The 20,922-nt window shown below is 74.7% G+C and carries 14 protein-coding genes, 1 tRNA gene and 1 pseudogene; 8 read left to right on the top strand and 8 right to left on the bottom strand.

Annotation, left to right across the window (positions count from 1 at the left end; all coding sequences use genetic code 11):
* Window positions 1-381 precede the first annotated feature (381 nt).
* Window positions 382-3,288, top strand: coding sequence for a glycoside hydrolase family 48 protein (locus tag ACN268_RS11775; RefSeq protein ID WP_421483239.1), 2,907 nt, complete (start codon window positions 382-384; stop codon window positions 3,286-3,288).
* Between the two features lie 338 nt (window positions 3,289-3,626).
* Here ACN268_RS11775 and ACN268_RS11770 read toward each other — a convergent pair whose 3' ends face one another.
* Window positions 3,627-4,250, bottom strand: coding sequence for a DUF3159 domain-containing protein (locus ACN268_RS11770; RefSeq protein ID WP_421486862.1), 624 nt, complete (start codon window positions 4,248-4,250; stop codon window positions 3,627-3,629).
* Between the two features lie 209 nt (window positions 4,251-4,459).
* On the opposite strand from ACN268_RS11770, the gene ACN268_RS11765 reads away from it, so the two are divergent.
* Both ACN268_RS11765 and ACN268_RS11760 read left to right on the top strand, forming a co-directional pair.
* Complete coding sequence (locus ACN268_RS11765; protein WP_421483238.1) at window positions 4,460-5,347, top strand: phosphatase PAP2 family protein; 888 nt, start codon at window positions 4,460-4,462, stop codon at window positions 5,345-5,347.
* Between the two features lie 28 nt (window positions 5,348-5,375).
* Window positions 5,376-6,098: a maleylpyruvate isomerase N-terminal domain-containing protein gene (locus ACN268_RS11760; protein ID WP_421483237.1), complete on the top strand. Its 723-nt coding sequence runs from the start codon at window positions 5,376-5,378 to the stop codon at window positions 6,096-6,098.
* Window positions 6,099-6,252: 154 nt separating this feature from the next.
* Here ACN268_RS11760 and ACN268_RS11755 read toward each other — a convergent pair whose 3' ends face one another.
* A complete protein-coding gene (locus tag ACN268_RS11755; protein WP_421483236.1) occupies window positions 6,253-6,444 on the bottom strand; it encodes a hypothetical protein in 192 nt (63 codons plus the stop codon).
* A 51-nt stretch (window positions 6,445-6,495) separates the two neighbouring features.
* Between ACN268_RS11755 and ACN268_RS11750 the strand changes: the two genes are divergently transcribed.
* Both ACN268_RS11750 and ACN268_RS11745 read left to right on the top strand, forming a co-directional pair.
* Window positions 6,496-7,515 carry an LLM class F420-dependent oxidoreductase gene (locus ACN268_RS11750; RefSeq protein WP_421483235.1) on the top strand — a complete coding sequence of 340 codons (1,020 nt, stop codon included), beginning with the start codon at window positions 6,496-6,498 and terminating at the stop codon, window positions 7,513-7,515.
* 1 nt (window position 7,516) lies between these two features.
* On the top strand, window positions 7,517-8,326 hold the full coding sequence (locus ACN268_RS11745) for an SDR family oxidoreductase (RefSeq protein WP_421483234.1): 810 nt from the start codon (window positions 7,517-7,519) through the stop codon (window positions 8,324-8,326).
* Between the two features lie 185 nt (window positions 8,327-8,511).
* On the opposite strand, the gene ACN268_RS11740 is transcribed toward ACN268_RS11745, so the two are convergent.
* From ACN268_RS11740 to ACN268_RS11715, 6 genes and pseudogenes are all read right to left on the bottom strand, one after another.
* On the bottom strand, window positions 8,512-10,842 hold the full coding sequence (locus ACN268_RS11740) for a DUF3488 and transglutaminase-like domain-containing protein (protein ID WP_421483233.1): 2,331 nt from the start codon (window positions 10,840-10,842) through the stop codon (window positions 8,512-8,514).
* A complete protein-coding gene (locus ACN268_RS11735) occupies window positions 10,818-12,005 on the bottom strand; it encodes a DUF58 domain-containing protein (protein ID WP_421483232.1) in 1,188 nt (395 codons plus the stop codon). Before ACN268_RS11735 ends, ACN268_RS11740 begins: the two co-directional genes overlap by 25 nt.
* 10 nt (window positions 12,006-12,015) lie before the next feature.
* Window positions 12,016-13,014 carry an AAA family ATPase gene (locus ACN268_RS11730; RefSeq protein WP_204926201.1) on the bottom strand — a complete coding sequence of 333 codons (999 nt, stop codon included), beginning with the start codon at window positions 13,012-13,014 and terminating at the stop codon, window positions 12,016-12,018.
* Window positions 13,015-13,049: 35 nt separating this feature from the next.
* The gene (locus ACN268_RS11725) at window positions 13,050-15,680 is read right to left on the bottom strand and encodes a fibronectin type III domain-containing protein (RefSeq protein ID WP_421483231.1); all 2,631 of its coding nucleotides are present in this window, start codon (window positions 15,678-15,680) and stop codon (window positions 13,050-13,052) included.
* Between the two features lie 222 nt (window positions 15,681-15,902).
* Complete coding sequence (locus ACN268_RS11720; protein WP_421487064.1) at window positions 15,903-16,391, bottom strand: fibronectin type III domain-containing protein; 489 nt, start codon at window positions 16,389-16,391, stop codon at window positions 15,903-15,905.
* Window positions 16,392-18,710: 2,319 nt separating this feature from the next.
* Window positions 18,711-18,884: pseudogene (locus ACN268_RS11715) on the bottom strand (hypothetical protein); the annotation flags it as partial.
* Between the two features lie 209 nt (window positions 18,885-19,093).
* On the opposite strand from ACN268_RS11715, the gene ACN268_RS11710 reads away from it, so the two are divergent.
* The 3 genes from ACN268_RS11710 to ACN268_RS11700 all read left to right on the top strand — a co-directional run bounded on the left by ACN268_RS11710 (window position 19,094) and on the right by ACN268_RS11700 (window position 20,786).
* Window positions 19,094-19,177, top strand: a tRNA-Leu gene (locus tag ACN268_RS11710).
* A 407-nt stretch (window positions 19,178-19,584) separates the two neighbouring features.
* On the top strand, window positions 19,585-19,770 hold the full coding sequence (locus ACN268_RS11705; protein ID WP_421483230.1) for a hypothetical protein: 186 nt from the start codon (window positions 19,585-19,587) through the stop codon (window positions 19,768-19,770).
* Window positions 19,767-20,786, top strand: a complete 1,020-nt coding sequence (locus ACN268_RS11700; protein ID WP_421483229.1) for a tyrosine-type recombinase/integrase — start codon at window positions 19,767-19,769, stop codon at window positions 20,784-20,786. The genes ACN268_RS11705 and ACN268_RS11700 overlap by 4 nt, the downstream gene beginning before the upstream one ends.
* The last annotated feature ends 136 nt before the right edge of the window (window positions 20,787-20,922 follow it).

Raw genomic sequence — 20,922 nt, 5'->3', positions numbered from 1 at the left:
GATGGAAGCGCTCCCATCGGCGATGCTGCGACTGTAACGCCCGTCACGGCTTTGTGAAAGCCCCTAAACGAGATCGAAACATCGACCTGTGTTTCGACAGAGGTAGTTGTCGTGGGAGCGCTTCCATGGCACACTGTCGAATCAACGCAGCGGAGCCAGACACGCGCGAGTGATGGGTCGCCGAGGGCATCCGGGTCTCCCGGACGGCACCCGAAGGAACGGCACGACGGCCTGAGCCGTACCCCGTCCCTGCCCCGGCCCACCGGCCGGACCGACCACCATTCCGGCACCTCCGTCCCCCCGCGCACCCCTGTAACAGCGCGTGGAGGTGCCCCCGCCGGGGCCCGCAGCCCCGGCCCGGTCCGAGGAGACACCGCGCACATGAGACTCATGGCAAGACGTCGCCGCACGGCGATGCTCGCCGCCACCGCACTCGCCATCGGCGGGGTGGGCCTGCCGGCCAGCGCGGCCCAGGCCGCGCCGGCCTGCGACGTGGTCTACGCCACCAACGACTGGGGCAGCGGCTTCACCGCGAACGTCACCATCAAGAACCTGGGCGACGCGCTCAGCAGCTGGTCGCTCAAGTGGACCTTCCCGAACAGCAGCCAGCGGGTCACCCAGGGCTGGTCGGCGAAGTGGAGCCAGAGCGGCAGCGAGGTCACCGCGACCAACGAGTCCTACAACGGCAACATCGCGACCGGGGGCTCCACCACCATCGGGTTCAACGGCTCCTACTCGGGCAGCAACCCGAAGCCGACGTCGTTCACCCTCAACGGCACCCCGTGCAACGGCACCCCGGCCAACCAGCCGCCGACGGTCACCCTCGGCGTGCCCACCGGCCCGTTCACCGCCCCGGCCGACGTGCCGCTGACCGCCACCGCCAGCGACCCGGACGGGACGATCAGCAAGGTCGAGTTCTACCGCAACGGCCTGCTGGTCAACACCGACACCTCCGCGCCGTACGCGTACACGCTGACCTCGCTGCCGGCCGGCAGCTACACGGTCCAGGCCAAGGCGTACGACAACGCCAACGGCATCGGCGTGTCGGAGAAGTCGTTCACCGTCGGCGCCGCCACCGGCCCGGTGCTGGTCGCCACGCCGTCCACGGTGAGCGTCAACGAGGGTGGCAGCACCACCTTCAACCTCAAGCTCAGCGCCGCCCCCTCGGGCAACGTACCGGTCACCCTCACCCGCGCCGGTGACACCGACATCACGGTCTCGCCCGCCACCGTCACGCTGACCCCGAGCAACTGGAACACCGGGGTCGCGGTCACGGTCGCCGCGGCGGAGGACACCGACACCGCCGGTGGCGCCGCCACCATCACCGCGGCCGGTACCGGGGTCGCCTCGGTGGTGGTCACCGCCACCGAGATCGACAACGACACCCCCGGTGGGGACAACGCCTACGTCGCGAAGTTCCTCGACCAGTACGGCAAGATCAAGAACTCGGGCTACTTCAGCCCCGAGGGCGTGCCGTACCACTCGATCGAGACGCTGATCGTCGAGGCCCCCGACCACGGCCACGAGACCACCTCCGAGGCGTTCAGCTACTGGCTGTGGCTGGAGGCCTACTACGGCCGGGTGACCCAGAACTGGGCGCCGTTCAACAACGCCTGGACGGTGATGGAGAAGTACATCATCCCGTCGCACGCCGACCAGCCCACCGCGGGCGTCGCCGGCACCCCGCAGTACGCCGCCGAGTACAACCTGCCCAGCCAGTACCCGTCGGCGCTGAACGCCAGCGTCCCGGTCGGCCAGGACCCGCTGCGCTCGGAGCTGCAGTCCACCTACGGCACCGGCGACATCTACGGCATGCACTGGCTGATGGACGTCGACAACACCTACGGCTTCGGCCGCTGCGGTGACGGCACCACCAAGCCGGCGTACATCAACACCTTCCAGCGTGGCACGCAGGAGTCGGTGTGGGAGACCATCCCGCAGCCGTCCTGCGACACCTTCAAGCACGGCGGCCAGTACGGCTACCTCGACCTGTTCGTCAAGGACTCGGGTGCCCCGGCCAAGCAGTGGAAGTACACCAACGCCCCGGACGCCGACGCCCGCGCCATCCAGGCGGCGTACTGGGCGCTGACCTGGGCCAAGGCGCAGGGCAAGCAGGCCGACGTCGCCGCCACCGTGGCCAAGGCCGCCAAGATGGGCGACTACCTGCGGTACGCGATGTACGACAAGTACTTCAAGAAGATCGGCAACTGCGTCGGGGCCAGCACCTGCCCCGCCGGCACCGGCAAGGACTCGGCGCACTACCTGCTGTCCTGGTACTACGCCTGGGGTGGCGCGTACGACGCCAGCGCGGGCTGGTCCTGGCGGATCGGCTCCAGCCACAGCCACTTCGGTTACCAGAACCCGTTCGCGGCCTGGGCGATGACCAACGTGAACGAGCTGAAGCCGAAGTCCCCGACCGCGGTCGGCGACTGGCAGAAGAGCCTCGACCGGCAGCTGGAGTTCTACACCTGGCTCCAGTCCGCCGAGGGCGGCATCGCCGGTGGCGCCACCAACAGCTGGGACGGTAGCTACGCCCAGCCGCCGGCCGGCACCGCCACCTTCTACGGCATGTACTACGACGTCGACCCGGTCTACAACGACCCGCCGTCGAACCAGTGGTTCGGCATGCAGGTCTGGTCGATGCAGCGCATCGCCGAGCTGTACCTGGAGACCGGCAACACCAAGGCCAAGGCGCTGCTCGACAAGTGGGTGCCGTGGGCGATCGCCAACACCAAGCTGGGCACCAACTGGTCGGTCCCGTCGGAGCTCAAGTGGACGGGCCAGCCCGCCAACTGGAACCCGAGCAGCCCGGCGTCCAACACCGGCCTGCACGTCGAGGTCATGTCCACGGGCCAGGACGTCGGCGTCACCGGCTCCCTCGCCCGGACCCTGATCGCCTACGCGGCCAAGTCCGGCAACACCCAGGCGAAGACCACCGGCAAGGGCCTGCTGGACGCGCTCTCGGCGGCCAGCGACAGCAAGGGCGTGTCGACGACCGAGACCCGCGGCGACTACAAGCGGTTCGACGACGTCTACAACGCCGCCGACGGCCAGGGCCTCTACGTGCCGCCGGGCTGGACCGGGAAGATGCCCAACGGTGACACCATCGCCGCCGGCAAGAGCTTCCTGGACATCCGGTCGTTCTACAAGAACGACCCGGACTGGCCGAAGGTCGACGCGTACCTCAAGGGTGGCCCCGAGCCGACCTTCAACTACCACCGGTTCTGGGCCCAGTCCGACATCGCCATGGCGTACGCGGACTACGGGATGCTCTTCCCGAACGGGTGAGTTGACCCTGCCGGGTGGGTGGCGCGGCGCCACCCACCCGGAGGCCGACCGGGCCCGGGGGAGCGGACAGCCCGGTCGGCGGGCGGCCTGATTCCCACGGTCAGGCCGGGGGTGGGTCGACCGTCCGGCCGACGCAGCGGAGCGGCCGGCCCACCCCACCATCCGCTTTCCCGCCCCGGCGGGAAAGCGGTGAAAAAAGAGGCGCGCGCGGGATAACGCGACGCCCCATGACGGAGTACCGTGTTGATCGGAGAGGCCGCTCCCCCCGTGGCGGCCTCTCCTTCAACGTCTGTGCCCCCTCCACCCCGCGCCCCACGTCGGCAACGGGCGGTCCCGGCTCACCCGGGTTGCACCGGGTGCCGCAGCCCCGGATGACCGGCCGGCAGCGACCGGCGGATCACCACCCAGCTCACCGTCAGCGCCGCCGCCACCAGCGGCCAGGTCAACGCCACCCGGGCCACGGTCAACGCGAGCACCTGCCCGCCCAGCCACAGCGGCAGGAACACCGCCACCCGCAGCACGTAGGTGGCCGCCCACACCCAACTGCCCCGCCCGTACGCCCGCAACAGCGCCGGGTCGCGCCGCCACCGCCCCCGTTGCCGCAGCGCCGCCCCGACGACCACGCCGAGCAGCGGCCGGCGTACCACGATGCTCACCACCCAGACCAGCGCGCTGGCGAGGTTCGAGAAGACCTGCACCGCGAAGAAGTCGGCCGCCCGGCCGGTGCGCAGCGCCACCACGGCGGCCAGGCACACGGCCAGCAGGCCGATCAGCACCGCCCGGGGGCGGTCCCCGCGCCGCCACCGCCACAGCGCCACCGCCGTGCCGGCCAGCACCGCCACCGCCACCCCGCCGACGACCGACCGTCCGGTCGCCAGCCAGCCGACGGTGAACGCCACCGGCGGCAGCGTCGCGTCGATCGCGCCACCGCGCCCGCCGAGCAGACCGGCCAACGACTCCACCGGGTCCGGTGGCCTGGCGTCCGCGGGCGGTCCGGGTGCTGGCTGCGGGGCCGACCCCTGCGGTGTCGGCGGGTCCCCGGCCGGCGGTTGCCGGGTCGGTCGTCCCTGTTGTGGTGTGCCGGTCACCGTCACCTCCCGTGGTCCCGTGTCAAGGTATCCGGACCGTCCCGGTGGGCCCACGCGCGACGTGCCGCGCGTGCCGCTACGGTGTGCGGGTGCGTGCGACGGCAAGGGGTTGGACCGCGGTCTGGTTGGTCGTGCTGGCGTTGGCCCAGACGGCGGCCTTCCTGCTGGTGTGGCGGTTCGCCGTGCACACCGGGACCGGGCAGTGGCTCGACACCGTCGCGTTGACCGGCAACCGGATCGGCCAGGACCGCATCGACGGTCTGGTCAACCGGATCCTCAACGCCATGTCGGTGGTCTCCCTGCTGGCGGCCATGGTGGTGATCTTCTTCATCGCCCTGATCCGGGGCCGCAAGGCGCTCGCCATCTCGGCCACCCTGCTGATCGCCGGGGCGAACGTCACCACCCAGGTGCTCAAGTACGTCATCGACCGGCCCGCGCTCGGCATCGACCCGCAACGCGACGCCGTCGGCAACAGCCTGCCCAGCGGACACACCACCATCGCCGCCTCGGTGGCGCTGGCGCTGATCCTGGTGCTGCCGGCCAAGGTACGCGTGCTGGGGGCGTTCCTCGGCACCGCGTACGCCGCCATCGCCGGGGTGGCCACCCTCTCCGCCGGCTGGCACCGGCCCAGCGACGCGGTCGCCGCCTTCCTGGTGGTCGGGGTCTGGGCGGCGCTGGCCGGCCTGCTGCTGCTGGTGTTCCAGCACGAGCAGGCGCAGGTCGCTCCCGACGACGCCCACAAGGTGGCCGCCAGTGTGCTCGGCATCGGTGGCCTGCTCGCCGTCCTCGGCTGCGGCATCGCCCTGTCCGGCCTGCTCGACCAGCAGCAGACGCCGGTGGACGAGCTGACCCGCCGCACCCTGTTCATCGGGTACGCCGGCAGCGCCGCCGGGATCGCCGGCACCATGGGGGTGGTGGCGGCGCTGGTGCTGCTGTCCGTACACCGCCTGGTGCCCCGCTGGAAGGGCTGACGGCGCCCCGCGCTGCCAGGCTGCCACCATGGACACGGCCTACCCGGACGGCGAGACAGCGGCGGTACGCGCGGCCTTCCGCGCCGAGTGCGCCACGCTGGACACGCTCCTCGCCACCCTGACCGAGTCGGACCTGGCCCGACCCACCCCCTGCCCACCCTGGGTGGTGCGGGACCTGATCGCGCACGTCCGCACGGGTGCCGGACGCCTGGCCGACATGATCGACGGGGTCGCGCCGCCCCGCGCCGAGGTGGACGCCGCCGGATACTTCGGCCCGGCGAAGTTCACCCCGCAGGTCGACGCCGACCGGGTCGAGAGCGCCCGGCGGGCGGCCCGCGATCCCGCCGCCCCGGCCGGGTCCGCCGAAGCGGTGGCCGTTGCGGCGGCCTTCGCCGCCGCCTGGCGGGCGACCGACGCGGCGGTGCGGACGCAGCCGGCTGACCGGGTCGTCCGCACCCGCCACGGCGACCCGATGACGGTGCACGAGTTCCTGGTGACCCGCGTGGTGGAGGTCGGCGTGCACGGGCTGGACCTGGCGGTGGCGCTGCGCCGCGACCCGTGGCTCACCCCGGCCGCCGCGCGGGTGATCGCCGACCTGTTCACCGGGGGACGACCGGTTCCGGACGGGCTCGGCTGGGACCGCCCCACCCTGGTCCGCAAGATCACCGGCCGCGCCCCGCTCACTCCCGCCGAGCAGCGGATCATCACCGCGCACCCCTGGCCCCACCTGTCCCTCACCGCCCGGCGCTGACCCCCACCCCCACCCCCCACCGCGTGCGGTGATCAAGAGGTTCGCGCGCGGTGATCAAGAGGTTTGCGCGCGATGATCAAGAGGTTCGCGTCAGCTTGATGATCAGACTTGACGCGAACCTCTTGATCACCGGACTCAGGCGGGCGGCGGCTGATCACGAGATCCGGGTGAGCGCGAAGACGTACACCAGGTCGACGAAGAGCCCCAGGGAGGTCGCGCCCTGCGCCGACCCGGTACGCCGCAGCGGAGCGCGGCCTGTCCGCCGTCCGTCATGATCGTCGGCAGCTGCCGTCGGCCCGACCCACCAGGGGTCAGGAGCAGCCTGGCCGGTCCCGGGAACGGCCAACGCGGCAATCCACCCTTGTTCCGTCGGGGACGAGCGGGCAGCATCGACCGGATGACGAACCGATGGGGCTTCACCGTGCCGCTGACCGGTGTCCCGCTCGCCGAGCACGCGGCCGGCTACGCGGCCCTGGCGGAGGCGGGTTTCACCGACCTGTGGTCGTCGGAGGTCAACGGCACCGACGCGTTCACCCCGCTGGCGCTGGCCGCCGCCTGGCAACCCGGCTTGCGGCTGGGCACCGCGATCACCCCCGTCTTCACCCGGGGGCCGGGGCTGCTGGCGATGAGCGCGGCGGCGCTGGCCGAGGCCGCCCCGGGCCGGTTCGCCCTCGGCATCGGCGCGTCGTCCCCGGTGGTGGTGGGGGACTGGAACGGGGTGCCGTACACCGAGCCGTTCCGGCGCACCCGCGACCTGCTGCGGTTCCTGCGGCCGGCGCTGCGGGGCGAGACGGTCGACGGGGCGTTCGACACGTTCCGGGTGCGCCGGTTCACCCTGGAACGCCCGCCGGCCAGCCCACCGCCGGTGCTGCTGGCCGCCCTGCGCCCGGGGATGCTGCGGCTGGCCGCCGCCGAGGCCGACGGGGTGATCCTCAACTGGTTGGCCGCCGACGACGTCGCGCAGGCCCTCGCCGAGCTGACCGGGCGCGGTCCCGGCTTCGAGGTGGTCGCCCGGATCTTCGTCTGCCCCACCGAGGACGCCGGCTACGCCCGTACCCTCGGCCGGCGGCTGATCACCAGCTACCTCACCGTCCCCGCGTACGCCGAGTTCCACCGCTGGCTGGGGCGCGAGGACGTGCTCGGCCCGGTCTGGGCGGCCTGGGCGGCAGGTGACCGGCGGGCCGCCGCCGCGGCCGTGCCCGACGAGGTGGTCGACGCGCTGATCCTGCACGGCTCGCCCGAGCACTGCCGCGACCAGGTCCGCCGCTACGCCGACGCGGGCGTGGACGTGCCGGTGCTGGCCCTGCTGCCCACCCCGGAGGTGACCGCCGGTGGGGCCGCCGCCCTGGGTGAGCTGATCAGCCGGCTGGGCCTGCCGTCGGCGGTGGACGCCGGACAGCCGACGGAACGGGGCTGAGATGAACCTGACCGGCCGGGTGGTGGTGATCACCGGGGGAGCGGGTGGCATCGGCGCGGCGCTGGCCCGTCGCTTCGCCGCCGAGGGGGCCGCCGCCGTGGTCCTGGCCGATCTCGACGCCCGCGCGACCGCCGCCGTCGCCGACGCGGTCGGCCCGGTCGCCCGGGGGGTCGCCGTCGACGCCGCCGACGAGGGCCAGGTCCGTGACCTGGTCGCCGACACCGAGCGACGGTACGGCCGGATCGACCTGTTCTGCGCCAACGCGGGGGTGGCCACCGGCGCCGGCATCGACGCCCCCGACGCCGACTGGGACCGCGCCTGGCGGGTCAACGTGCTGGCCCACGTGTACGCCGCCCGCGCCGTGCTGCCCGGCATGCTGGCCCGGGGCGGCGGTCACCTGATGCACACCTGCTCGGCGGCCGGGGTGCTCACCGCGGTCGGCGACGCCCCGTACACCGCCACCAAGCACGCGGCGGTCGGGCTGGCCGAGTGGCTGGCGATCACCTACCGGGACCAGGGCATCCGGGTCAGCGCGCTGTGTCCGCAGGGGGTGGACACCCCGATGCTCGCCGACGGGCTGGCCACCGGCCACCTGGCCGCCCGGGTGATCGCCGCCTCCGGCCCGGTGCTCACCGGCGATCAGGTCGCCGACGCGGCGGTCGCCGGGCTCGCCGAGGAACGTTTCCTCATCCTGCCCCACCCCGAGGTCGCCGGGTACGCGCTGCGCCGCGCCGAGGACCCGGACGGCTGGCAGGCCGGCCTGCGCAAACTGGTCCGCCGGTTGCGTGCCGCCGGTCCGCCCCCGGCGTAGCCGCACCGGGCTGCCGCCGCTCCCGCCGGAGGGGCGCGGCCGGCAGCGGCCCCTCACCACCGGGCGAGGGTCCGGACCTCACCACCGGGCGAGGGTCCGGGCGGCGATCTGCCGGGTGGCGCGGGGGCGCTCCCGGCGAGCTGGCGGCCGGTCGACCGCGCGGGCGGGGTGCCGTGTCGGGGGCGTCAGCGGGGCCAGCGCAGCGGGCCGGGGTGTACCGACCAGAGCAGCCGCCGCCAGCCGGGGCGGGCCGCCCGCAGCGCGGTCGCGTAGGCGACGGCGATGTCCCCGGCCCGGTCGGCCTGGGCGTCGGTGAGCGTGCCGGGGGCGAAGGCCGCCTGGTTGAGCAGCCCGGCCAACTCGGTCAGCCCCGGGTCCCCGGCGCGGGCGGTGTCCGGTACGGGCGGGGAACCCCCGGCGCGGGCGGCGTCCTCGGCGAGGGCGCGGCGGGCCCGGTCGGCGACCTCGGTGGCGGACAGGTCCCCGCCGACCGGTCGCCCCGACAGCCGCAGCGCGTCGGTGGTGTGCCGCCACGCGCCGCCCACCCTGGCCCCCGGGTCACCCCGGCCCAACCGGGCGCGGGTCTGCGCCCGGCGGCACCAGGCCAGCACCCCGAGGGCCACCCCGGGCAGCAGCAACCCGCCAGCACCGGCACCCAGCAGCAACGGCGTCGACCCGCCGCGCCCACCGGTGGTCCGGCCCGGTGCGGCCACCGCCGGCGGGGTGGCCGACGGGGTGCCGGTCGGCTCGGGCACCTCCGACGGCGGCGGGCTCGGCGGGGCCGGCCGGAAGTCGTCCTCCACCGGCCGGGGCGCGGTGTCCGGGCGGGGCCGGGGGTCGAACGGCACCCACCCCACCCCGGCGAAGAGCACCTCCGGCCAGGCGTACGCGTCGGCGGCCCGCACCGGCCCGTCGCCCCGGGCGGTGAACCCGACCACCACCCGGGTGGGCAGGCCGGTCAACCGGCCCAGCACCGCGAAGGCGGCGGCGAACTGCTCCGAGGTGCCCCGTTGGCCGCCGCCACCGCGCGGCCCGAACAGGAAGAACTCCAGATTCGGGTACGCGTGCCCGCTCGGCGCGTCCGCCACCAGCCGGTAGTGCTCGGCGAGGAACTGCTCCACCGCCGCCGCCCGCGCGTACGGGGCGCCGTTCTCCTCGGCGAGGTGGGTGGCGAGCCGGCGCAGCCGTTCCGGTGTCCCGTCGGGCACCCGCAGCACCCGGGCCACCTGTGCCCCGGCCGGTACGTCGGCGGTGGCGAGCAGGTTCGCGTCCAGCCGTTCCCGCGCCGAGGTGACCGTGTACGTCAACCCCGGGGTCAGCCCCTCCGGCCGGATCAACGTGCCGCTCTGCGGGTCGTACGCCACCCGGGCCCCGTCGACGGTGCGGGGGGTGGCCACCGCGGGCAGCAGCCGGCCGGTCAACCCGGCCACGGTGATCTCCTGCCGGACGGTGTCCGACGCGATCGGGTCGCCGCCGGGCAGGACCCGACCGGCGGTGCGGTAGGTCGCCCCGACCCGCCAGGTCACCCCGTCGTAGTCGCTGAGCACGGCCAGCCGGATCGTGGTCGGCCCGTCGCCCGGGGCCCGGGTCGACACGTTCAGCAGCTTCTGCTGCGGCTCCAACGCCCAGCCGGAGATCCGGATCAGCGGGTTCTCGTCCAGCGACTCCACCCGGGGCGGCGGCACGTAGCGGCGCGGGTCGACCGGCCGGTCGTCGATCCGGCCGGCGAGGGCCGGCCCGAGCAGCGCCGCCGACCCGACCACCACCGCCACCCCGGCGGCGGAGACCACCGTCGCCCGGACCCGTACCGGGCCGCGGACGGCAGGCGGCAGTCCGGCGGCCGGGTCGCCGCCGGGCGTGCGGCCGGCGGCCAGGGCGAGCGCGACCAGCCCGGCGAAGGCCACCGACGACCCGACGGCCGGTGGGGCGTTCGGGCCGACGACGTAGACGGCACCGGCGTACGACGCGGTGGCCGGGAGGAAACCCAGCAGCACCCGGCCGGCCCGCAGCGCGACCTCGGCACCGGCCAGCCCGGCCAACCAGGCGGCGACCACCGGCACCAGCACCGTGTCCGGGGCCGGTTCGACCGGGATCATCGCGGTGAGCAGCCGGGGCACCGCGTTGGCGGCGGCGTCGGCGGTCACGTCGAGGAAACCACCTGGCAGGTCGGCGTGTGCGGCGGCGAGCCGCACCGACCAGGCCGTCGCGCCGAGCATGGCGGCCACCGACAGCGGCGCCACCTGCCAGGACGGCAACCGGCGGGCGGCCACGCTGACCAGCACCGCCCCCAGGGCCGCGCCGCACACCAGGCGGGTCAGCAGGTCACCTGCGTACACCCGGTCGAGTGCCACACCGGCCAGGGCGACGGCGGCGACGAGCGTCACCGGCACCACGGCCGCCCGCAGCACCCGGACGACGGCCCGGCCCGGCCCGCCGCCGGCCGGGCCACCCGCCCGCGCCCGTGCGGCGGCGTCGGGCCGGTCGGTCACCGTCACCATCGGCCGGTCGCGTCCCACGCGGCGGCGAACGCCGCGCCGTCGACCGCGTCGAGCACCACCGGCCCGGCCGCCGCCGGCGTCGGCCCGGCCGCCCCCAACACCCCCACCACCACCGACGGGTACGCCCCGCGCAGCGCGCCGACCCGGCCGACGTCGTCGCGGCCACCGGGACCGGTGAGGAAGACCAGCGTGTCACCCGGCCGGTCGGCGCGCAGCCGGTTCAGGGTCGCCTCCAGTGCCGCACCGTCGCGGTCACCGGCCGTCGTCGCGCCGTCGGGCTGCCGGCCCGGCGGGTCGGTCAGGGTCACCGCGGCGAGCCGGTCCAGCGGCGGGTCGGCCGTCCGGTCGTCGGCCGGGCAGACCAGCAGCAGCACCACCGGCAGGTCCTGCCGGAACGCGGCCACCACCAGCGACGCCGCCGCCTCGCAGGCCGCCTCGAACGACGCGGCCACCCCGGCGGACCGGTCCGGATGGGCGGCGGCCCGGTTGTCCAGCAGCACCACGATCCGGGGCAGGCTGGTGTCCACGTTCTCCCGCACCATCAGCTCACCCACCCGGGCGCTGGTCCGCCAGTGCACCCGGCGCAGCTCGTCGCCGACCACGTACTCCCGCAGCGCGTCGAAGGTGATCGACCCGTGCGGCACCCCGTCGACCCGCCCGTCCAGGCTGCGTCCCGCCCCGGTCGGCACCGCCGTCAACGGGTGCACCCGGGGATGCACCCGGACCACCGCCGTCGGCCCGTACGCGCGGGTCGCGGCGTACAGGCCCAGCGGGTCGCGGCGGGTCACCCGCAACGGTCCCACCGGCAGCACCCCGCGTCGACGGGTCGGCACGTCGTAGGAGAGGCCGGTGTCCCGGCCGGGACGCAGCCGCAGCATCGGCACCGGCACCGGCCGGCCCGCGCACCGGTCCTCGGCCAGCAGGTTACCCACCCGCAGCCGCCCGGCGTTGCGGACGGTCAGCGCCATCCGGGCCGGCTCGCCCACCGCCACCCGGTCCGGGTCGGCGGTGCGGGACACCACCAGCCGGGGCGTGCGGGCCGCCGCCAGCACCGCCTGACCGACCGCCACCGCGCCCGCCGCCCCCAGCACGGCCAGCTCCGGGTACGCGAACCGCAGCCCCGCGCCGAGCAACGCGGTCGCGGCGACGAGCAGCCCGGTACCCCGGGCGGTGAGCCCCACGCCGGCCCGGTCAGCCGTGCGTCGGGGTCGACTGGCCCGACGGCAGCGGCACCGGCACCGACGCCACCGCCTGCCGCAGCACGTCGGCGGCGGTCACCCCGCGCACCTGCGCGTCGGCGGTGAGCAGCAGCCGGTGGGCGAAGACCGGTTCGACGAGCGCCTTCAGGTCCTCCGGCATGATCCAGCCCCGACCGTCGATCAGCGCGTACGCGCACGCCGCCCGGGTCAACGCGATCACCCCGCGGGGGCTGACCCCCACCCGGACCTGCGGATGCGCCCGGGTGGCAGTGGCCAGCCGGACGGCGTACCCGTAGAGGGGTTCGGCGATGTGCACCCGGCGGGCCATCCGGACCATCTCCCCGACGGTGGCCGTGTCGGTGACCGGTTGCAGCGAGTCGGGGGAGCGGACCGTCGCCCCGCGCAGCACCTCCACCTCGACCGCCTCGTCCGGGTACCCCACCGACAGCTTCACCAGGAACCGGTCCAGCTGCGCCTCGGGCAGCCGGTAGGTGCCGTCCATCTCCACCGGGTTCTGCGTGGCGACCACCAGGAACGGCTGCGGCACCGGATGCCGGACCCCGTCCACGGTGACCGTCCGCTCCTCCATCACCTCCAGCAGCGCCGACTGGGTCTTCGGCGAGGCCCGGTTGATCTCGTCGGCGATGACGATGTTGGCGAACACCGGCCCCGGATGGAACTCGAAACCCCGGCTGGCCTGGTTGAAGATCGTCACCCCGGAGACATCCGAGGGGAGCAGGTCCGGGGTGAACTGGATCCGCCGCCACTGGCCCTGCACGGTCGCCGCCACCGCCCGCGCCAGGGTGGTCTTGCCCACCCCCGGCACGTCCTCCAGCAGCACGTGCCCCTGGGCGAACAGGGCGGTCAACGCCAACCGCACCACCTCCGGCTTGCCCAGCACGACCGCGTTGACGTTCCCGGCCAGCCGGGCGGCCAGGGCGGCGAAACCCTGGACCTCCGACTGGCTCAGCGGTGCGGGGGTGTCGTTCACGACGGCGGGATGCTCCTCGGCTGCGGCGGCGCTGGTCAGCAGGTGGGCAGCACGGCGATGTCGTCACCGCCGGCCAGGTTGAGCCAGGCCCAGGGGATGTAGTTGCGTCCCTGGTAGTCGACCCGGACCCACCAGGTGGACTGCTTCTGGTCGTTGTAGATCCACGAGTCGACGTTCTCGCCCTGCCGCCGACAGTACGCCCGCAGCCGGGTGCCCGGCTTCGCCCAACCGACCTGTTTGTCGTTGTCCTGCCGGGGCACCGAGAACACCTCGTTGCCGTTACGACCGTCCACATCGCGGTCGCAGTAGGTGCGCTGGTCGCCGTCCGGGCCGTTGACGCAGGTCGCCACCCCGTACAACGGGTCGGTGCCCTGCGCCCGGGTGGCGGTGCCCCGACCGGCGGCGTTGGCGGCCGTCACCGTCACCGTGTAGGCGGTGCCCGGGGTCAGGCCGGTCACCCGCAGGCTGGCACAGCTGCCCGTGGCGTTCTTCCCGCCGGTGGCGGCGGTGCAGGTCGACTCCCCGCCCCCGGCGTCCACGGTGAACGTCACCGTCACCGACGTCGCGTCCGCCGACGACCCGGTCACCGTCACCCGGGGCGCGGCCACCGTCCGGGCGGTGACGCTCGCCTGCGGCCCCGGCCCGGCCTCGTTGACCGCCCGCACCCGCACCAGCACGTTCTGCCCGTCCCCCAGCCCGCTGACGGTCGTGTCGGTGCCGGTCACCTCGCTGGTCCGCCCGCCCACGTCCACCTGGTAGCGGCTCACCGGGCGACCGTTCGCCACCGCCGCCGACCACTGCACCGCGACCGTGCCCGCCCGGTCGGCCACCGTCGCCGCCCGCAGGCCCGCCGGCTGCCCCGGCGCGGCGAACGGCACCACCGGGTCACTGAGCGGGGAAGCCACCGAGGCGGCACCCCGGTCGCTGACCGCGACCACCGTGAACGCGTACTGGGTGCCGTAGGTCAACTCACCGGCCGGCACCACCAGCTCGGTGCGGCGCGACTCGCCGACCGGGGCGTTCGCGCCGGCCGAGGTGGCGGTCACCGCGTACCGGGCGATCCGGTTGCCCTGACCGTCGGCCGCCGGCCAGCGCACCAGCACGGTGCCGTCGGGGCGGGCCTGCGCGCTGACCCCGGCCGGTGGGGCCGGCACCGCCGAGGTCGGGGTCACCGGGTTGCTGCGCCGCGCCGGGCCGTCGCCCCTGCCGTTCACCGCGTACACCGTGAACGTGTACGTCGACCCGTTGGTCAGCCCGGTGACCTCCAGCGACCGCTGGTTCGCCCCCACCTCGTGCCGACGCCCCGCGCCCTGCACCACGTACCGCAGCACGGCCGAACCGTTCGCGGCGGCGGGCCGCCAGGCGATCCGGGCCCGCGCGTCCCCGGCGGTGGCGGTGACCTGACCCGGCGCGCCGGGCTTACCCACCCGCGGCTTCGGCGGCGGAGGCGGCGGGGGCGGGTCCGGCGGCGGGTCCCCGCCCAACACGTCGTTGGCGTACTTGTCGACGGTGCGTACCCGGTGCGCGTCGTCGACCACCCGGGCGGTGGCCGAACCCGGGGCGTTGATGAACAGGTGGTTCTCCCGCACCTCCAGCTCCAGCTCCAGCGGGCCGGTCGTGCGGCCCGGCCGGATCGTCTCCACCAACTGCCCGGACCCGTCGAACGCGTAGATCGCGCCGGTGACCCCGTCGGCGCAGTAGAACCGGCCCGCCCAGGCCACGGCCGGCCCGACCCGGTCGCCGCTACCCGGCACGACGAACCGGGTGACCACCCGGCCGTCACCGACGGCGAGCACCCGCCGTTCCCCGCCGATCGTCACCGGCACCACCGGGCCGCTGGTCCGCGCCGGCACCGCCCCACCCGCAGCGGCCTCCAGCACCGTACGCCGGACCTGCCCGCCCCGGACCGTCACCAGCGTGCCCGTGGTGCGGTCCAGCACCGCCACCCCGTCGTCCAGAGTGGACAACGTCAACTCGTGACTCGGCTCGGCCACCGGATGCGTCTGCACCCGCCGGGGACCCCCGACGTCGGCCGCCCCCGACGCCGGCCCGGACGGCAGCACGGCGGCGGTCACCGCGGCGACGGTGCCCTCCGACGGCACCGCGATCCACAACCGGCCCCGACCGTCGAACGCGCCGGCCGTGATGCCCGGCGGGAACAGCACCGGGTCACCCACCGGCACCAGCGAACGGGGATCGAGCTGACGCACCACGCCACGCACCGCGTCCACCACGAACGCGGCATCCTCGTGCAGCACCACGTTGACCCCGAGACCGGGCGTGGTGGGGGTGGTCGCGGTGATCTGGAGGGTCGCCAGGTCCAGCGCGCTCACCTGGCCGGTCTCCAGATCGCGCAGGACGAGCAGCCGGTCGGTCTGGGTGACCTGCACCGGATGCTGCCGGGCACCGGGAACCTCCTTGCGGGTGTCCACCCTGGCGGTGATCCCGTTGACCCGGGCCAACTCACCCCGCGTGCTGCTCCACAGCCAACTGCTCGCGTCGAAGCTGGCCAACGCCTCCTCGGCGGCACCCCGACCCAGCAGGGTGAGGCCCAACGCCGCCACCAGCGCGGTCACCGTGCCGACCGTGACCAGCCCACCCCGCCAGCGGGACCGTCGGCGGGACGCGCCGTCCCCGGCGCTCGCGGCATCGTCGATGCTGGCCACAGCGGGTCGCCCTCCGTCCGGTGGCCTCAGACGGCGTGCCGGGTGCCGGACGCCCTCGCCTGAACCGTGGCACATCATAGGGGTCGATCCGGGACGAGGAAACCCGGACCGTTCCGTCGCGGACACCCAGCGTGCCGGTCCGGCGGGGCGTTCCACCGTCGCGGCGCAGGCCGGAGCCGTCGGCCGGCCGCCCCGCCCGGCCGCCCTGATCGGCCGTCGGGCTCAGCTGCTCGGCGACGGCCGGACCCGGTCGGTGCAGACCTGGCCGGAGGTGGCGAACGAGTCCGTCGAGTAGACCGCCAGCACGGTGAAGCAGTAGTCCACCTCGGCGTTCAGCCCGTTGACCGTGAAACTCGTCTGTCCCGGATCGACGGTCGCCATCACCCCGAGCGCCCGACCCGTGCGTCCACCCGCGACCATGAACGGCACCGAGCCTCCGCTCGGATCGGACCAGGTGACCGTGATGGTGGCCTCGTCGTCCCGCAACCTCAGGTCGGCCGGGGGCGGACCGGCCGTCTGCCGGGGGGCGGTGCCGGTCGACCGCTGCGGCCCGTCCGCATCCCGGCCCAGGGTCAGCGCCCCGACCGTGCCCCCGGCGACCAGCACCAGGATCACCCCCGCCACCACGGCCACCGTCCGGCCCCGGCGGCGCGCCCGCCCGTCCTGCGCCGGGTACGACGGCGCAAGCTCCGGATATCCCGTTCCCTCCACCGCCGGCGGTACGCCCCGGTCGGTGCCATGCTCCCCGCCTCCTGGGCCGGCTGCCCCGGGGGGCTCCACCGCTGCCGGTGGCGCGGACTCCGTGGTCGTCCACGGCGCGGGCTCGTGGGCGGCGGTGGGCGCCCTGAACTCGTGCGTACTGTCCGGTGCCGACGATCCGAAGCCCGGTCCCGGTGCCGGCGGGTGCCCCGCATCCGGTGGCGACCCGGGGGCCTGCCCCGAATCCGACGGCCATCCCGGGGTCTGTCCCGTGGTCGGTGGCCACCCGGAGGCCTGCGCCACCACCGGCGGTGAGCCGACGGTCCGTCCCGGGTACGGCGGCGGGCCGGTGGTCTGTTCGGTAGCTGCCGGCGGCTCGGTCATCGGTACCAGCGGCATGATGATCGACCGACCTGATGCGACGTCGTCCCACGTCGGGTCGTCGGCGGGAACCTCGTCGTCCCCGCCCGCGTCGCCGACCGTCCCGGTGGGGCCGGCGGTCCATGCCGGGACGGGCGTGCCCCCGGCGTCCCCGCCAGGTGGGGTGTCGAGCGGTGCGGCGGTCACCGCCGGATGCCCGGTCCGCTGGTCGACATCTCTGGTGGCTGCGGGTGCCGGTGGTGGGACGGCTGCCTGCCCTGCTGCCGCCGGGATCGTCGTAGCCACCGGCGGCGCGGCTGCCGACGGGACGTTCGGAGGCAGCGACGGCGGGACGGCGGACGACGGGGGCACCGCTGGTGCCGGCGCCGCCTGCGGTGGTGCCGGTGGTGCGGGGTGCGCCTGCGACGCTGCGGAGGCCGCCGGGAGATCGTCGGGTGCGGCCAGGGCAGACGGCGGAGCGGCTTCGACGGCGGACGCGGGACCAGCGGTGTCCCCGGACGCCGTGGCGGGAGCCGGGCCGGCCGTATCGCCAGGTGCTGCGGCGGGTGCCGGGTCGGCGGCGGTATCGCCAGACGTCGCCCCGGGTACCGCGTCGGCCGGGTCAGCGGATGACGCTGCGGGTGCCGTGCCGCCGGATGCGGTCGCCGGGGTTCGGGCGGGGTCGGGGTGCTGGTCCTCCAGCAGGGGGCCGATCTGCTGGACCCGTACCGTCGGCCGGTCCCAGCCCGGCGCGGGTGGGGTCGCAACCGGGCCCGGTGCGGGCGGGACGGCGGGAATCGCCGCCGAACCGGGCGCGGCCGGTGGTGCGGGAGTCGGCGCGTCGACGGGTTCAGTACCCGGTGTGGCCCGGTCCGCGGGCGGTGCGGCGGTGGGCAGGGGGTGGACCGGGCCGGGCTCACCCGTCGCGGGCGGAAGGGCGGTCGGCTGCCCGTGCCGGATGGGTGCGTCGTCCGCTGGCCCGCTCGGCTGGCCGGGGCCGGCGGTGGGCACGGTGGGGATCGGGACCGGACGCCCGTGCTGGGCCGGTGGACCGGACGGCCCCCCGGCCGGCGGTCCGGGGTGTGGTGCGGCCGGGGGAGCAGCCGACCGGTCGGCTGCTCCCGGCGGGACGGCACCGCCCGTCGGGACCGGCGACACAGCGGAGGGCTGTTGCAGGTGCGGCGGTGCCCAGGGTGAGGTGGGTGGTGCGCCGCCGGAGACCGGATCGGGTGACGCCGGGTACCCCTGCGCCGGGGTGGCATCCGGTGCCGGTGCAGCGGCGGGTGGTGGGCCCGGCGGTGACGCCGGCGGCCCGGACCGTGGTGCGGTGGAGGCCGGATGGGGCCGGGGTACGCCGGGCCGGTGGGTGGGCTGGACGCCGTACATCTGCCGGGGCAGTGGCACCCGGGGCTCGGCGTCCGGAGCCGGGCCAGCCGGAGCCGGGCCAGCCGGTGCGGGGCCCGGCCGAGGTGCCGGCGGACGTACCGGCTGGCCCGGAGGGGGCGCGTGGCTGGCCGGCACCGGTTGGGCGGGCGTGACGGGGGTGGGAGGTGCGGAGACAGGGTGGGACGACGGCGGTGCCGACCCGGGTCGGGGCGTCGGGAGGGGCCGGTATCCCTGGTGCGGGGCCGGCGGGGTGTGGCCGGAAGGGGCCGACGGGGGAGCCGGCGGCGGGGGCGCAGCCGCGGCACCGGGAGACGGGGAGGGGGGCTGGCCGTCGGGAATTCCGAGGTACTGACGGGCGGCGCGTACGGCGGGATGCTGCTCGCCGAGCGCGGCGGGCCCGGCAGTGGCCACCCGGGTGTAGTTGCGGCGGGCCTCGTGCCGGTTGCCCAGTTCCTCGGCGACCCCGGCCAGGTCGAAGGCCAGGGCCAGCATCAGCGGGTCGGCCGGGTTCCACCGCCGCTCGCCGGCCGCGTACGCCTCCTCCAGCACCCGCCGGGCGGCGGCCGGATCGTCGGCCTCCCGGTGCAGCCTCGCGAGCAGGTGCGCGGTGCCCATGATCTCCGGGTGGTCCTCACCGTACGCGGGACGGGCCGAGGCGATCGTGTCGGTGAGCAGCCGGCGGGCCGCCGACAGATCACCGGCGGAACGCAGGGCAAGGGCCCGGTGCTGGACTGCGGCGAGGGGTGAGGGTACGGACACGCAAGCAATGCTGCCGTCTGAGCGGGTCCGGACGCTACCCGCCCGCTCCAGCCGCGTCCTGACCTGCGAAGATCCGGCTCCCGCCGGTGGGTCGGGCGGCGATGTGCATGATCCATACGGGCCGTGTACAGTAATGCCCCGTGCGGCCCACCAGGGCGGCTGACCGGGGTGAGAGCCACCGGAGCCGACACGGTAGGCTGGACGGGCAGGTCCGGGTGGCGGAATGGCAGACGCGCTAGCTTGAGGTGCTAGTGCCCGTATAGGGCGTGGGGGTTCAAGTCCCCCCTCGGACACACTTTCACAGCATCCCTGCTGTCTACGACGTACTGGTGGTCAAGCACGCTTGACCACACCAATCTGATCTCCGTGTCGACGTCGGCTGGTCCCGCTTCGGGCGGGGGTGGTCGGCGTGGCTGACGTTGTGGTCGCTCCCGTCGTCCCGCCGGTTGTACTGGCTGGCCGGGGCAATTCGGGTGGTCGGTCTGACCGGGGTCTTCGTCGTCGGCCGTTCCCGCTTGCGGATCTTCCTTCCCCTCGTGTCGGCACCCTGGTCTATGGGGTGGCGGCGCTGGATGCCAGTGGTCGGATCGCCGACAGTGGGGTCGTTCGGGCGCTCGGTTGGGTGCCGGGCACCCGGCTACACATCCATGAGGGTGCCGGTCTGGTGGTGCTCCGCGCGGATCGGCAGGGTGTGTTCGCGGTGACCGCTCAGGGTCATCTGCGGCTGCCCGCGGCGGTGCGGCAGTGGTGCGGGTTGGCGGCGGGTGACCGGGTGCTGCTGGCCGCCTGTCCTCCGGAGGGGTTGTTGGTGGTGCATCCGCCGGCGGCCGTGGACGCGATGGTTGTCCCGGTGCACGCTGCTGTCCTCGGTGGTGGTCGGCCGTGAGCGATGGTGCGGTGGGGCGGGCGGAGTTGGACGCCGCCCGGTTGTTGTTGGCGCGGATGGGGATCTCACCCGCTGATCTGGTGGAGGCGGCGGCGGTGCGGCCGGTGGCGCCGACGTTCGCGGAGTACGTGCCGGTCGTGTCGGCGGCGGTGACCGCGGGTACGCGGCGGGCGTACGGGTCGTACTGGAAGCGGGTGGTGGAGCACTGGGGGTCGCGGCGGTTGGATGAGCCGAGCCCGTCGGAGATCGAGTGGTTGGCGGAGTACGTCAAGACGCATGTGGTGGCCCGTCGGAATGCGCGGGGTGGGCGGAGTGCGGCGGAGCATCTGATCGCGGCGTTGCGGTGTCTGTACAAGCGGGCGGTGGCGGACGGGTTCATCGCGGCGGCGGACAATCCGGCGGTGAAGGTGGCCAAGCCGCGCCGGTTGGCGAGCACCAGGCGGGCGGTGGCCGATGCCCGGTTGGCGGAGATCAACGCGGTCGCGGCGGGTACGGGTGATGATCCGGTGCTGGACAGTTTGTTGTTGCGGTTGCACACCGAGACGGCGTGCCGGCGGGGTGGGGCGCTGGCGTTGCGTCCGGTGGATCTGGATCCGGATCAGTGTCTGATCCTGTTGCGGGAGAAGGGCGACACGGTGCGGTGGCAGCCGGTGTCACCGACGCTGATGCGACATCTGCAGCGGCACGCGGAGGAGCGTCATGCTCCGGCGCGGGGCCAGTTGCTGCGGTACCGCAACGGGCAGCCGATCACCTACCGGCGGTACGACCATCTGTGGGTGCGTATCGGTGAGCATCTGCCGTGGGTGTGGGTGCAGCAGATCAGCACCCACTGGTTGCGGCACACGACGTTGACGTGGGTGGAGCGGAACTTCGGCTACGCGGTGGCCCGTGCCTACGCCGGTCATGCCGACAGTGGCGGTGATGCTGGTACGACCACCACGTATGTCCGGGCGAATGTGCAGGAGGTCGCCGCCGCGTTGGCGGCCCTGACGAACGAGCCGCATCCCCTGGCGTGAGTTTCAGGGCAGTGGGGCCTGTTCTGCGGTCTTGAATGCTGCGGGTGCACAAGGTGTTGCAGGGCGGGTATGGCGGGTGGGGGTGCGGGGTCACCGGAGGGCGCGGTGGTCCCGCATCCCCGCATGGGCGTAAAGC

The sequence above is a fragment of the Micromonospora sp. WMMD735 genome (assembly GCF_049178995.1).
Classification (GTDB): Bacteria; Actinomycetota; Actinomycetes; order Mycobacteriales; family Micromonosporaceae; genus Micromonospora; species Micromonospora wenchangensis.
This window is presented reverse-complemented; position numbering and strand designations above follow the sequence as displayed.